This is a genomic window from Bifidobacterium sp. UBA4282, assembly GCF_002394995.1.
Classification (GTDB): Bacteria; Actinomycetota; Actinomycetes; order Actinomycetales; family Bifidobacteriaceae; genus Bifidobacterium; species Bifidobacterium pullorum_B.
Genome location: NZ_DGVO01000059.1, coordinates 36,758 through 50,155, shown reverse-complemented (window position 1 = coordinate 50,155; position 13,398 = coordinate 36,758). Strand labels below are relative to the sequence as shown.

14 protein-coding genes are annotated in these 13,398 nt (G+C 67.1%); 3 read left to right on the top strand and 11 right to left on the bottom strand.

Annotated elements, in window-relative coordinates; genetic code table 11:
• The 7 genes from B4C31_RS08790 to B4C31_RS08760 all read right to left on the bottom strand — a co-directional run.
• Positions 1 to 676: hypothetical protein (locus tag B4C31_RS08790; protein WP_291532159.1), on the bottom strand; the 676-nt coding region annotated here is incomplete at its 3' end.
• Between the two features lie 5 nt (positions 677 to 681).
• On the bottom strand, positions 682 to 1,392 hold the full coding sequence (locus B4C31_RS08785; RefSeq protein WP_291532158.1) for an ABC-2 transporter permease: 711 nt from the start codon (positions 1,390 to 1,392) through the stop codon (positions 682 to 684).
• A gap of 3 nt (positions 1,393 to 1,395) precedes the next feature.
• Positions 1,396 to 2,283: an ABC transporter ATP-binding protein gene (locus tag B4C31_RS08780; RefSeq protein WP_291532157.1), complete on the bottom strand. Its 888-nt coding sequence runs from the start codon at positions 2,281 to 2,283 to the stop codon at positions 1,396 to 1,398.
• Entirely contained in the window at positions 2,280 to 2,657 is a 378-nt protein-coding gene (locus B4C31_RS08775; RefSeq protein ID WP_291532156.1) for a GntR family transcriptional regulator, read from the bottom strand. The genes B4C31_RS08780 and B4C31_RS08775 overlap by 4 nt, the downstream gene beginning before the upstream one ends.
• A 118-nt stretch (positions 2,658 to 2,775) precedes the next feature.
• Positions 2,776 to 3,435 (bottom strand): HAD family hydrolase, encoded by a 660-nt coding sequence (locus tag B4C31_RS08770; RefSeq protein WP_291532155.1) that lies wholly within the window; start codon positions 3,433 to 3,435, stop codon positions 2,776 to 2,778.
• Positions 3,436 to 3,637: 202 nt separating this feature from the next.
• The gene (gene recN, locus B4C31_RS08765) at positions 3,638 to 5,392 is read right to left on the bottom strand and encodes a DNA repair protein RecN (protein WP_291532154.1); all 1,755 of its coding nucleotides are present in this window, start codon (positions 5,390 to 5,392) and stop codon (positions 3,638 to 3,640) included.
• Between the two features lie 6 nt (positions 5,393 to 5,398).
• On the bottom strand, positions 5,399 to 6,409 hold the full coding sequence (locus B4C31_RS08760; RefSeq protein WP_291532153.1) for an NAD kinase: 1,011 nt from the start codon (positions 6,407 to 6,409) through the stop codon (positions 5,399 to 5,401).
• Between the two features lie 174 nt (positions 6,410 to 6,583).
• On the opposite strand from B4C31_RS08760, the gene B4C31_RS08755 reads away from it, so the two are divergent.
• The 3 genes from B4C31_RS08755 to B4C31_RS08745 all read left to right on the top strand — a co-directional run bounded on the left by B4C31_RS08755 (position 6,584) and on the right by B4C31_RS08745 (position 9,592).
• Positions 6,584 to 8,035, top strand: coding sequence for a TrkH family potassium uptake protein (locus B4C31_RS08755; RefSeq protein WP_349679141.1), 1,452 nt, complete (start codon positions 6,584 to 6,586; stop codon positions 8,033 to 8,035).
• Positions 8,036 to 8,104: 69 nt separating this feature from the next.
• A complete protein-coding gene (locus tag B4C31_RS08750; protein WP_291532152.1) occupies positions 8,105 to 8,758 on the top strand; it encodes a potassium channel family protein in 654 nt (217 codons plus the stop codon).
• A gap of 153 nt (positions 8,759 to 8,911) precedes the next feature.
• Positions 8,912 to 9,592 carry a hypothetical protein gene (locus B4C31_RS08745; RefSeq protein ID WP_291532151.1) on the top strand — a complete coding sequence of 227 codons (681 nt, stop codon included), beginning with the start codon at positions 8,912 to 8,914 and terminating at the stop codon, positions 9,590 to 9,592.
• Positions 9,593 to 9,599: 7 nt separating this feature from the next.
• Here the strand turns inward: B4C31_RS08745 and B4C31_RS08740 are convergent, their stop codons facing one another.
• The 4 genes from B4C31_RS08740 to B4C31_RS08725 are packed head-to-tail and all read right to left on the bottom strand — an operon-like array spanning position 9,600 to position 13,388.
• On the bottom strand, positions 9,600 to 10,373 hold the full coding sequence (locus B4C31_RS08740) for a TlyA family RNA methyltransferase (RefSeq protein ID WP_291532150.1): 774 nt from the start codon (positions 10,371 to 10,373) through the stop codon (positions 9,600 to 9,602).
• A complete protein-coding gene (locus B4C31_RS08735; RefSeq protein ID WP_291532149.1) occupies positions 10,373 to 10,552 on the bottom strand; it encodes a hypothetical protein in 180 nt (59 codons plus the stop codon). The genes B4C31_RS08740 and B4C31_RS08735 overlap by 1 nt, the downstream gene beginning before the upstream one ends.
• Entirely contained in the window at positions 10,549 to 11,601 is a 1,053-nt protein-coding gene (locus B4C31_RS08730) for an HAD-IIA family hydrolase (protein WP_291532148.1), read from the bottom strand. The genes B4C31_RS08735 and B4C31_RS08730 overlap by 4 nt, the downstream gene beginning before the upstream one ends.
• A gap of 5 nt (positions 11,602 to 11,606) precedes the next feature.
• A complete protein-coding gene (locus tag B4C31_RS08725) occupies positions 11,607 to 13,388 on the bottom strand; it encodes a helicase (protein ID WP_291532147.1) in 1,782 nt (593 codons plus the stop codon).
• Positions 13,389 to 13,398: the final 10 nt, after the last annotated feature.

Below are 13,398 nucleotides of genomic sequence, written 5' to 3'. Positions count from 1 at the left end.
CGACCGCCGCCGAGCAGCCGATGACGCCGAGCAGTCCCCACATCCAGCCGGGCATGGCGGCCAGCGATTCGGCCATCGAATGCAGCACCTCGTCGGGTATCAGGATGATGCCCACGCCGAACGCACCGGCCACGACGAACACGGCCGACCAGAACCAGCTGGACGCCTTGGTGAACTCGAAGGCGTAGTAGAACGGCATCTCCAACGCCACGATCGCCACGAACGCGGCCATCGCCACGCCCACGACCATGCCCGTCGGCAGCGCCAAGACCGGTGTCGGATCGTCCTGCCATGGCAGCGGCAGCCAGACGGCGTCAATCAGCCACAGCAGACCGATCTGCACGATGATCTCCGCCAGGCAGACCATGCCGAGCACGCCGGCGGACAGGTACCGGCCCACAACCTGATGGGACCGAGTGACCGGCATCAGCGCGCTGAGCCGACCGCATTGGACGCTGCTGGTGTTCACGAACAGCCCGGCCGCGGACAGCGCCCAGTACCCGACGGTCAGCGTCAGGCACAACGCCAGCGCGCCCACCGTGCCGACCAGGAACGCGATCAGCGGGAACAGCAGCGGGAACAGGAACGTCACCAGTATGGAGACCAATCCCGAATCGGTGATCGTCTGGTAGTCGAGCCGCATCGCGCGGCGAATCGCAACGGATGCATTCCTCATGGCCCTCAGAACTCCTTCCTGCGCCGGCATGCAATCGACACCGGCAGGGAGACGGCCGTCATGACGGCAAGGACCACCAGCCCCGCGGGAATGCCGACCCCCGGGTTCGACAGCGTCCGCGCAACGGCGTCGCCCAACTCGTCGAGCGCCTCCTCAGGCACGGCGTACAACGCCATGGTGACCAGCCCGGCCAGCCCGACGAGCAACGCCACCACGCACAGCAACGCCTTGCGCATGTCGTTCCACCGGTAGAACAGCGGGAACAGCACCAGCTCGAACACCACGAATGACCATGTGCTGCCCAGCACCGACGTCGTCAGCGCCTGTGCCAGACCGTTCAGGCTCCCGTAGGCCGTCAGATGCAGAATCACAAGCGCCAGCGTCGTCTCCGCAACGATGATGGCGGCGAACACCGGCAGCGTCAGATACCGCCCGATGACCTGGTGCGTGCGGTCGGCGGGGATGATGCCGTTCATCCGCGCATGCTGCTCCTGCCATTCGTAGCCGAACGCGCCGATCGGCAGGATCGTGCCGACGCCGAACACGCTGCCGACCACGCCGCCCGTGGCGAAGTCGGCGCCGTTGCCGGCGGTTCTGCCGGCCAGTCCGAAGATGACGGCAAACAGCAGCGGCAGCAGGAACGGCACGAAGCCGCTGGCCGACGATACGGTGATGCGGGCCATGTCCAGGCGGAATGAGACCAGTACGGCACGCATGGCTCACACCTCCCACAACGAGGATTGCCCGACGTTGGTCAGGCGGATGATGTCGTCGATCGACGCGGGTTCGACCACGATCTGGTCCGCGGGGAAGATCGGCAGGTCCTCGCTGCGCACCAGCGCGTCGAACCCGGTGGAGTAGCGATGCACGCCGACGCACGCCTTGGCGGGCAGCCGGTCGAGCAGATCGAGGCCGGCCTTGACGATGCGGAACGAGTCCTCGAACTCGTCCTTGGGACCGGTGAAATACAGTTCGCCCCGGGTGATGTAGGCGATGAAGTCGGCGGCGCGCTCCAGGTCGGCGGTGATATGCGTCGAGAACAGGACGCTGCGTTCGCCGTCCTCGATGTACGCAGCGAGGACGTCCATCAGCTCGTCGCGGGCGAGCACGTCCAGGCCGCTGGTCGGTTCGTCCAGGATCAGCAGACGGGCATCGTGACTCAATGCCACGGCCAGCATGAGCTTCATCTGCATGCCGCGGGAGAGCTCCTTGACCTTCTTGCCGCGGTCCAGGCCGAATCGCCTGAGGTGGCCGTCGAAGATCTCATGCCGCCAGGTGCGGTACATGCCGCGCATGACGCGTTCGACCTTGTCGACGCTCCAGGTGTCCACGAAGTAACTGGTGTCGAAGACCACGCCGAGCTGTTCCTTGACGGCCTCCTCGTCGGAGACCGCGTCCAGGCCGAGGACCTGGATCTGGCCGGCGTCGCGGCGGATCATGTTGAGGATCAGCTTGATGAGCGTGGACTTGCCGGCGCCGTTCGGGCCGATCAGGCCCATGATGTAGCCGGCGGGCAGGTCGAAGGTGACGTCTTCCAGCGTGAAGCCGGAATCGTAGTGTTTGGTCGCGCCCGTGACGGACAGCGCCATCGGTGGTGTGGTGGTCATGACTGGTCCTTGTAGCTTGCCTCGAGCATCGTCATCAGGTCAAGCAACGGGATGTCGGCGGCCTTGGCGGCCGTGCAGGTCTCGTCGAAGATCCGCTGGATGCGAGTGCGGGCCCGCCGCTTCATCAGCTCGGTCCCCTGGCTCATCACGAACGTGCCTTTGCCCTGGATGTTCTCCACAATGCCCTCGTCGGCCAGTTCGTTGTACGCCCTGGTGACGGTGAGCACCGAGATCCGCAGCTCCTTGGCGAGCTTGCGCAGGGAGGGCAGCGCCTCCCCCGCGACCAGCTCGCCAGAGAGCACCGCCGCTCGAATCTGATCCTTGATTTGCTCGTAGATCGGTTCTCCGGACACGGATGAGACGATCAACTTCACCGCGTATCCCCTTTCTGATTGTGCTAGCGGAACAGTGATTAACTGTTCTGTATAACACTATAACAGTTTCGGGCCAACTGTTCAACTCCGACCATAACAGTCGGCGCGGCGGCCGCGATCACAGGATTTCGGGGGCGTCGGCGAAGTCGAAGAGCACGCCGTCGGCCACCTCGCAGATCTCGGGCCAATCGCCGGCGGAAGAATCGTCGTTCATGGCCCAGACCGCCATACCCACCGACTTGGCGGCCTTGATGCCCACCAGCAGATCCTCGAACACCGTGCAGTCGGCCGGCGCGACGCCAAGGCGTTCGGCCGCCAGCAGGTAGACGTCCGGGCTTTCCTTGCTCATGTCGCCCGCGTCATCGACGCTGACCACCTCGTCGAACAGGCCGCCGATGCCGACGTGCGCCATCGCCGGGTCGCGCAGGGCGGGCGGCAGCGAGGTCGCCACGGCCAGCTTGGCGCCCGACGTCCTGAGCAGGTGCAGGTACTCGACGGCGTGCGGCTTGGCCTCGACCACGGTGGAATAGGCCTCGCGGGCCATCTCGTCCCATTCCGCCATCAGCTGCTCGGGGGTGTCCTCCAGGCCGAAGCGCGCGATCGTGTATTCGGCGATCTGCCGGAACTGCATCGCGGAGACCTTGGTCATGTAATCGCCCGGCACCTCGATGCCGCGGCGTCCCAGGAAGTCGATATCGACCTGATCCCACACGCCCATCGAATCCAGCAACGTGCCATCCAGATCGAAGATGGCGGCCTTACCCGTATTGATGCCCATACGCCCAGCATAGTCCATCCCGCCCGTCCGAATCCCCCGATTCGAACAGGAACGATTCCCCGGATTCGGACGGAATGCGCCGGAACGTGAGCGCTCACACGTAAGAATCCCCCGATTCGGACAAGCGCGTAACGACGGGTCGGACAGCGGGGACGGCGGGCCGGACAGCCGGGCAGCACGACGGGCGGTCCGGGCCGCCGTCTCAGCCCAGGCGGCTTTCGGCGAGCAGTTCGCGCGCGTGGTCCAGCGAGGTCTCCGACTCGCTGCCCGAGAGCATGCGTGCGATCTCGGCCACACGCTCCTCCTCGCGCACCTCGCGCACGGTGGTGGACACGCCGTCGGCGGACGGGTCGCCGCCCTTGCTGACCACGAACTGGGCGTCCGCCCAGGAGGCGACCTGCGCCAGATGGGTGACGACAATGACCTGCGCGACGCGAGCCAGCCGGGCCAAACGACGTCCGAGCTCCACGGCGGATTTACCGCCGACTCCGGCGTCGACCTCGTCGAAGATGAAGGTCATGGCCGGACCGTCCGCATCGATGCCGGCATCGCCATCGGCGGCCATGCGGCGTTCGGCGGCCACCAGCTCCAACGCCAGCATCAGTCGGCTCAGCTCGCCGCCCGACGCGCTTCTGCCCATCGGCAACTGCGGGGAACCAGGGAATGGGGTGAACAGGAACGCGATGTCGTCGCGTCCGTTGGCGTCCAGCGGCCACGTGCCGCCGCGGGCCTCGTCCGCCTCCCGTGGCGTGACGCGGATCTCCAATCCCGCGCCGGCCATCGCCAGCGAGGACAGCTCCTCGCCCACGCGCGCGGACAGCTCCCCCGCCGCACGCCGGCGCATGGACGACAGCCTGTCGGCCGCCTCCAGCGCGTCCTCGAACAACCGGCGGCGTTCCTGCCGGAGCTCGGCCAGCTTCTCCGGCGAGGTGTCCAGATCCTCCACGTCCAGCACGGCCTTGTCGCGCCAGGCGATCACGTCGGCCAGGGTCGGCCCCCAACGACGGGTCAGCTCGTCGAGCTCGTGGATGCGCCCGTTGATCGCGTCCAGATCGTCGACGCCCTCCTCCATATCGATCTGGCGGGAAAGGCTGAACACCACATCCGACAGATCCGCGCCGATCGATTCCAGACGGTCGGCCAGATCGGAGAACGGCCCCTCCACATGGATGGCGCGCAGGTGCTGCACGGCGCGTGTGATCAGATCCGAGGCCCCCAATGCGTCCGGATCGCCGTCGACCGCCGAGGCGTCCAACGCGCCCAGCGCGCCGCCCACGCCCTGGGCTATCTCCGCGGCGTTCTCGATGCGGCTGCGGCGGGTCTTGAGGTCCTCGTCCTCCCCCGGCTGCGGATCGACCCGATTGATGCGCTCGATCGATTCGCGTAGGTAGTCGGCCTGCTGCCGGATCGAGGACTCTTGGCTGGCCAGTTTCTCCAGCCGTTCGTCCATGGCCGCCAACGCCTCCCACGCCTGTCGGTATGAGGCCAGTTCCGCCTGGTCGCCGGCCACGGCGTCCAGGAACTCGCGCTGTCTGGCGGCGGAGGCGATGCGCAGCTGGTCGGCCTGCCCGTGCACCGTGACCAGTTCGTCGGTGATGCGGCCCAGCACGGATCGGGGTACGCTACGGCCGTTCGCCGTGGCGCGCGAACGTCCGGAGGACGGCACGCTGCGTGCCAGGAACAGCTCACCGTCCTCCGGCTCGACCCCGGCCTCGGCGGCGATGGCGGCCGCCGCGGTCTGCGGCCCGGCCATGAACACCCCTTGCGCCCATGCGGCGTCCGCGCCCGACGACACGCGATTGGCGTCGGCGGCGGCACCGGAGATCAGTCGGATGGCGTTCAGCAGCATCGACTTGCCGGCACCGGTTTCGCCGGTGATGGCGGTCATACCCGGGGCGGGCGTCAGCACGGCCGATCGGATGGGCCCCAGATTGCGGATTTCGAGTTCCTCCAGCATGCCGGATCAGACCTCGCTTCCGCCGGTGTCCCCGGTGGCGCAGGTGCCGCAGCAGCGGTCGGCGTCATCGCTGTGCACGACTTTGGCCGCGGACGGCCAGGAGACCGCGACCTGCCCGTGGTGGACGTCGCCGGTTTTGCGCGCCTGTTCGCGCCAGCCGACCACCGGCAGGTCGAATTTGCTGACCAGACGGCTGGTGAACGGTGCGCCGGACAAGCGGGCCAGGCGCAGCATGTTGCGCGATTCGCGCACCTGAACGCGCGTGCCCTTCGGCAGTTCGCGCTGGCGGCGCCCGTCGCAGCAGATCCAGCCGTTCGTGGAGGACTCCTCCAGGATGTCCAGGGTGAATGTCGAGCGCGAACCGATGATCAGCGGGCGCGCGAACAGCGCATGAGCGGCGTTCGGCACCAGTTGCAGCGCCTTGACGTTCGGCCAGATGATCGGCCCGCCGGCGGAGAACGCGTAGGCGGTGGATCCGGTCGGGGTGGAGACGATCACGCCGTCGCACCCGAACGAGCTCATCTCCACGTCGTCCACGCGGATGGACAGCTCCACCATCCGGCCGCGGTCCACGCGCTCCAGCGTGATATCGTTCAGCGCCCAGTCCTCCAACGGCTTGTCCGCGCCGGGCATCCACACGTCGGTATGCGCGATCATGCGCTCCTCGATCGAATAGTCCCGGTCGGCGATGCGTTGGATCGCCTCGCTCATCTGGAAGCTTTCGAATTCGGCCAGGAACCCCACATGGCCGAGGTTCACGCCCAGGATCGGCACGTCGGTGCAGTGCACCAGCTCGGCGGCGCGCAGGATCGTGCCGTCGCCGCCCAGCACCACCACGATCTCGGTGTCGGGGTCCACGCGCGGCGAGTCGCCGCCGAAGCGCGGCGCGGCCACGTTGTCGACGATCGTCACGCGGAAGCCGGCGTGACGCAGCTGATCTACCGCCTCGGGCACCACCGTTCCGCTTTCGCGCAGACGGCTGTGCGTCACCACCACGGCACGGCGATCGCTGCCCATAATGCCCCTTCCGTTCAAGGTCCATGCGGCGGCGTTCTGGCCGCCCACACCCATCCTAATCGAAGCCGCCCCTCCGCGCCGTACAATGGTGCCGTCAGCCGAACATGTGTCCGACTCGGCGTCACGGACGCGCCGCGGGCCGCAGCGGGTCCGGTTCCCGGTAAGGAGCAGTGCATGGAGCCATCCAACAGCCGTAGACCGTCGATTCGCCGGCGCACGCCCCGCGGCACCGATCTGTGGCGCGCACTGGTGGACCCCGACCAGGACCTCTCCACCCGCAGGCGGGTGCTCAGCGACCTGCTGCTCGCCTACCCCGGACGGTTGACCATCATCTACTTCATCATGCTGGTCGTCATCGCCACCGTGCTGCTGACGCTGCCCGTCTCCTCGCGCTCCCCCGGTTCCACGGACCCGCTGACCGCGTTCTACACGGCGGTGTCGGCCCTGTCCACCTGCGGTATACCCATCGTCAACAGCACCGAGCATTGGAGCGTGTTCGGCCAGTGCGTGATCCTGGTGTCGGTACAGTTGGGCGGGCTCGGGGTCATGACCTTCGCCTCGCTGATCATACTGGCCACGGCGCGCCATCTGCGCGCCTCGCAGCGGCTGCGCACCGCCAACGAGCTGGGCGCCTCGGCGTTGGGCGAGACCAAGGACGTGCTCGCCGTGGTGTTCGCCACCACATTCATCATCGAGGGCATCACGTTCGCGGCCCTGTTCCCCGGGCTGTTCTCCATCAACAGGGGCGATTGGGGGCAGACGGCCTGGGAGGCGCTGTTCTACGCGGTATCGGCCTACAACAACACCGGGTTCACGCCGGATGCGGCAGGCCTGCACGTCAACAATCCGGCCGTCGGCCTGCCGATCCTGCTCAGCGCGTTCTGCGGCACGCTCGGCTTCCCTGTGCTGCTCAATCTGGCTCGCGCCTGCCGCCACCGCATCCCTCCGCGCCGCTGGCAGCTGCACACCAAACTCACGCTGGTCACCACGTTCGCGCTGGTGCTGTGCTCCCTGCTGTGGTACGTGGCCGTCGAATGGAACAACCCGCGGCTGTACGCCGACGCCGACCTCGACGTCAAGGTCCAGGCCGCGCTGTCCGCCGCGGTGATGCCCCGATCGGCCGGGTTCGACCTGTCCTGGGTGCCGGAGCTGAGCGATCCGACCCGTGTGTTCATGAGCATGCTGATGTTCATCGGCGGCGGCAGCTCCTCCACGGCCGGCGGCATCCGCGTCACCACGCTGGCCGTGCTGGTGCTGACCTGCCGCGCCGCGTTGACCGGGCACGGCGACGTGACGGCCTTCCGCCGTCGTCTGCCCATGCGCGTGGTGATGATGGCGGTCAGCGTGACCCTGATCTTCGCCCTGCTCACCTTCGCCGCCTCGCTCGCGCTGATGTTCGTCACCGGCAAGCCGTTGAGCGATGTGCTGTTCGAGGCCTGTTCGGCCCTGAGCCTCGGCGGCTATTCGGTCGGCGTGGCGAACGCGGAGGAGCCGGCCACACTGGTCATCCTCGCGCTGCTGATGATTGCCGGCAGGATCGGGCCGACGTCGGTCGTCTACGCGATCAGCCGACCGCTCGCCACAGAGGCGCTGCGGTATCCGGAGGAAAGTATCATCGTGGGATAACCCCCGTTGTACTGGGGTGGCATGGGCACGGCCCGCATGGAGCGTAGAGGAAAGGAACGGGACGGGACGATGGCGAACGGCAATCGCAGTGTGCTGGTGGTCGGGTTGGGGCGGTTCGGCAGCGCCGTGGCCACCACGCTCGACCATATGGGCCAGGATGTGCTCGCGGTCGATAGGAATGCCGAACTGGTCAGCCGATGGTCGTCGATCCTGCCCACTGTGCAGGCCGATCTGACCGATGTGATGGCGGTCGAGCAGATCGGCATCACCGATTTCACCACCGCCGTCGTGGCGATCGGCGACAGCGTGGAGGCCTCGGTGCTGGTGACGAGCAACCTGCTGGACGCCGGCATCAGCGACATCTGGGCCAAATCCGTGTCCCTCCAGCATGCGCGCATCCTCGAACGCATCGGCGCCACGCACATCATCAACGCCGAAACCGACGCCGGCAAACGCGTCGGACACCTCGTCTCCGGCAATTACCTGGACTACATCGAGATCGCCGGCCCGCACACGGTCGTCAAGATCCACACCCCGAACCACCTGATCGGCTACAGCATCGCGGAGGCCCAGGTGCACGAACGGTACGGGGTGACCGTGGTCGCCGTCAAATCGCCGAACCGCGACCTGGAATACGGGTCGAAGGATCTGGTCATGCATCGCAACGACGAACTGATCCTCATGGGCACGCAGAACCAGATCGAACAACTGATCTGCGGATGACACCGCCCGGGACCTGCATAACGAAAAACCGCGGAACGGCGCGGCTCCCCGACCGCCGTACGACGGATGACCTGCAGAGCCGCTTGCATCGGCGGCACGCGCTCCGATAATCGAAAGGTGACGGCGGTGCTGCCGTCATGTAGGGAGAGCGCCATGGATCTGCGTCTGTTGGATGGTCATGTCGCCGCCGGGCGATACCGCACAATCACGGCCCGCGGCCGCACCGTCATCGACCCGGGGGTGGTCTTCGACACCCTGGTGGTCGCCGGCGTGGTGGCCATGGCCGAGTGCCGGGGCGGAACGGTGGAATGCAGGGCGGGACGCATGGTGTGCGCCGGGGATATGGACGTCCGCAATATCATCGGATATGGCGAGATCCACGTCTCGGGCAGACTGTCCTGTCAGACGCTGCGCTTCGTCGGCGTCGTGCGCGCCGACGGACGCCTCGCATGCGCGCGGGATGTTGCCGTCGACGGCATCCTGAGCAACGGCAGGGTCATCTCGGCCGCGTCGGTCACGTTGCACGGCGTGCTCGAGAGCGCGGATGTCCGGACCGATACGCTGAGCATCGAGCCGTTGCACAGCATGATGCTGACGCGGCATGCGATGGGCGAGTACACCGCATCGAGTCACGCCCGCACCGTGGTCGGCAATGCGGTACGCGTCCATGCCCTGACATGCGTGACCCTGCACGCCGACGCCGTGGAGTTGTCGGAGCGATGCCGGATCGAACGCTTGTGCAACGCCTCGCATGTCGACGGCGATGGCACGGCGGATGTGTCGTTGTTCTGCCCGACCTGTTCGCAGACGCATCTCAAGCGCCGCAGGGCCTGAACGCCGCTCAGCGTTCCATCACGCGTGCGTATAGCAGATACTCGGCGTTGCCGTGCGTCCCCTCGATCGGCGATGGTGCCGTGGCGACGACGTCCAATCCGCATTCGTCGGCGCATGCGACGATCGTCGCCAGCGCCCGCTCGCGCAATGCGGGGTCTTCGACGATGCCGCCTTTGCCCAGATGTCCCTTGCCGACCTCGAACTGCGGCTTGACCAGGAGCACGATATGCGCGTCAGGGGCGGCGATGCGTGCGATCACCGGGATGACATACGTCAACGAGATGAACGAGACGTCGGAGACCACCATCCGCGGACGGTAGGGCAGATCGCCGTCCCGCACGTCGCGGATGTTGACGCCGCTCATCTCGATGATGCGCGGATCGTCCGCGATGCGCGGGTCGAGCTGTCCATGGCCGACGTCAAGGGCGATGACGCGGTGCGCGCCGCGCCGCAGCAGCACATCGCAGAATCCGCCGGTGGACGCGCCGATGTCCAGGCAGTCGAATCCGACCGGCTCCGGCAGTCCCGCGGCACGGAACGCGTCGAATGCGCCGACTAGTTTGTAGGCTCCGCGGGAGACATAGTCGTCGCCTTTGTCGATGGCGATGTCCGAGGCGGAGGCGATCGTCTGCGCCGGTTTGGTGGCGGTGACGCCGTCGACCATGACCTTGCCCGACTTGATCAGCCGTTGCGCCTTGGCACGGGATTCCACCAGCCCCAGCGCCACGAGTGCGGCGTCCAGACGGTCAGGGATTGTGGTGCCGCCGTTGTCGATGCCCATCAGATATCCCGGCTTTCGTTGAGCTCCTGTTGCAGCGCGTCCAGCACCTGCTGGAAGGCCGCGATGCGTTGATCGTCGTCCAATCCGTCGAGTTCCGCCAGTTCGGGGAACCGCGCGGTCAACGGTGTCGGGGTCTCCCGCTGCGATTCGCTATCGGCATCCGGCATGGTGATGTTCACTCCCCCGCTCCGGTGAGGTCGAAATCCGGTAGGCTGTCGGCATCCAACGCTTGTCCGTTGTCCGACGCCTCCCAGGCGGCGCAGCATGCCGCCCGCAACGCATCCATGGCCGTCACGTCGTTCACGGTCAGTCGGCCCGCAGCGTCGATGGCGGCCTCGCACCGTCCGCATACCCAGCGGCCGTCCGGTTCGCGGCGTGGCGCGGGCATCGGCTTGTTCATCGCCCGCAGGTCGCGGGCGATGAAGGTCGGCCGCAGGTGCCGGGGGGCGAGCATCAGCTCATGCGGGTTCGTCACGCCGGTCAGCACGGCCAGGGAGTCGTATCCGCCGCGGTTGCCTGCCTCGATATCGGTGTCCAACCGGTCGCCGATGGCCAGGCACAGCTCCCGTCGGACGGGTTCCGCGCCGTCGGCGGCCGCCAATAGCCGTGCCTCGTCATACATGGCCGATTCCGGTTTGCCGGCGCTGGACAGGGGCTGGACGCCGGTGGCGTTGACGACGGCCTGGACCATCGACCCGCAGCCCGGGGCGATGCCCAGTTCGCGCGGGATGGTCAGATCGCGGTTGGTCACGTAATAGGCGGCGCCACGCTCCACGGCGAAGGCCGCCTGCGCCAGCTGGTTCCAGGTCATATCGGGGTACCAGCCCTGCACCACGGCGGCGGGATCATCCTCCGCGCGCTCCACAATGGTCAGCCCCTGCCGCGCGATCTCCTCGCGCAGATGCTCGGCACCCACCACCAGCACCTTCGCGCCGCGCGGCACCGCGCGGGCGACCATGCGTGCGGCCACCACCGAGGAGGTGATGACCTGCCGGGGTTCGACGCTCAGCCCGAATCCGACCAGCTGGTCGGCCACCACGGACTGGAACCGCGATGAATTGTTCGTGGTGTATTCGATGGTCATGCCCGCCTGCTCGGCGCGCCTGATGGCGTCGGAGGCGTGGTCCACCGGGTTCTTGCCGCGGTAGACCACGCCGTCGAGATCCAGCAACGCCAGCGCGTAGGTTTCGGCCAGCGGACGGTCGGCACCGTGGAGGTATTCCGGCATGCCGGTCAGTCCTCGTCGGCGGCGGGTTCGACGGAGTCGTCCTGCGGCTGTTCGGCGTCCGATTCACCGGTCGCCGGTTCGACGGCGGACGAGGCGCCGTCCTGCGCCTCCTGCGCGGACAGTTCGCTCTCGTCGTCGGATTCGGCGTCGTCATCGTCGATGCCGGCGTCGGTCAGGATCTCGCGCACCTCGTCGTCCACGGTGAAGCCGTCGTCCTCCGACTCGTCGTCATCCGAGGCGTCGTCGGCGTCGGGCTCATCGGACTGGTCCTCGCCATGCTCGCCCTCATCGGCCTCGTCATCCGGGGCGAAGCGCGCGTCGTCGGCGGTGATGCCGAGGTCCTCCATCAGATCCTCCGACATGGTCTGCAAATCGTAGTCGATCAGCACGTCCTCGTCGGTCTCGTCCTCGTCCACGTCGGCGTACTGCATCTCCAACTTGTCCAACATGGTGTCGAGGGCCGCCGCCTCATCCGTGCGCCCGGCCTCCTCAAGGAAGTACTGCTCGGCCTGGATCGCGCGCATGCGGTAGGCGCCGGCCAGCCCCTTGGAACGGCCCAGCGTGTGCACGATCTGCACGGCCTTGTCCCACATCTCCAGATCGCCGAGGGCGCCGGCGTACACCAGGAACATCTCGGCCTTGGCCTCGCCACGCAGATACTTGGCGTCGTCGGACATGGCCAGTTCGACGGCCTTCTTCGGGTTGCCCACGCCGCGCTCGCAGTCGGCGATGAACGGCAGGTAGTCCAGGAAGCCGTTCATGCGGTAGGCGGTGCGGAACTCGCGCATCGCCAACTTGTAGTCGCCCTGGCGGTAGGCGATGAACGCCAGCGTCTCACGGGCGATGTCGATGCGGGAGGCCTGCTTGGCGGCCCACTTGGCGTGCGCCAGGGCATTCTCCGGATCGTTCTCCTCCTGCGCGTACGCGGCCAGGATATGCAGGCCGACGTTCTCGGCGTGCTCCTTCGACAGGCCGCGCATGCGTTCGCGTTCGTCCTTGGACAGCATCGACCATTCGAGACCCTTGGGCATCTTGGGTTCGCCCGGACGACGGTCGGTGTACGGGTTCTGCGAGGGGAAGCTCATCGTGCCGTCGGAATTGCGGCGCGGCTTGGACATGTACTCGCCGCGCTTGGCCTCGCGGTACTGGCGCTTCTCCTCGGGGGTGAACTCCCGACGCTCGTCGCGGGCCTGCTCGTCATGGCGGTGATACGGGCGGTCCTGGCGGTTCTGATGATACGGACGGTTCTGGTCGCGGAATCCATCGCGCCTGCCGTCACGGTAGCGCGGATTGTCGCCGCCATGCTGGCCGTTGCGGCGGAAGCCGGAGCGGTTGCCCTGCCCGTTGCCGTGGTGGAAGGAACGGTTGCCGCCCCCCTGACCGTTGCGATGGCCGCCGTTGCCGTACCGGCGCTCGCCCTCACCGTCGTTGTAGCGGCGTTCGCCGTCACCATTGTAGTGGCGATCACCGTTGTAGCGGCGCTCGCCGTTGTAACGGCGTTCACCGTCACGGTGGAACCGACGCTCGCCGTTGTAATGACGTTCACCGTCGCGGTGGAACCGGCGCTCGCCGTCACCGGAACCATGCTGGGCGTCATCGCGACGGCGGTAACCGCCGTTATCGTCGTGACGGCGCGGCCTGAACCCCTTGTCGCCGTAGCTCTTGCCGCCGTTGCCGCGCGGCTTGAACCCCTTGCCCCCGCGATTGCCGGGGCGACCGGAGCCGGGCTTGCGGCCGCCGTACGAGCGGCCACCGTGCGAAGCGTGATTGTTGTTGCCTTCTGCCATGTCGTTCCTT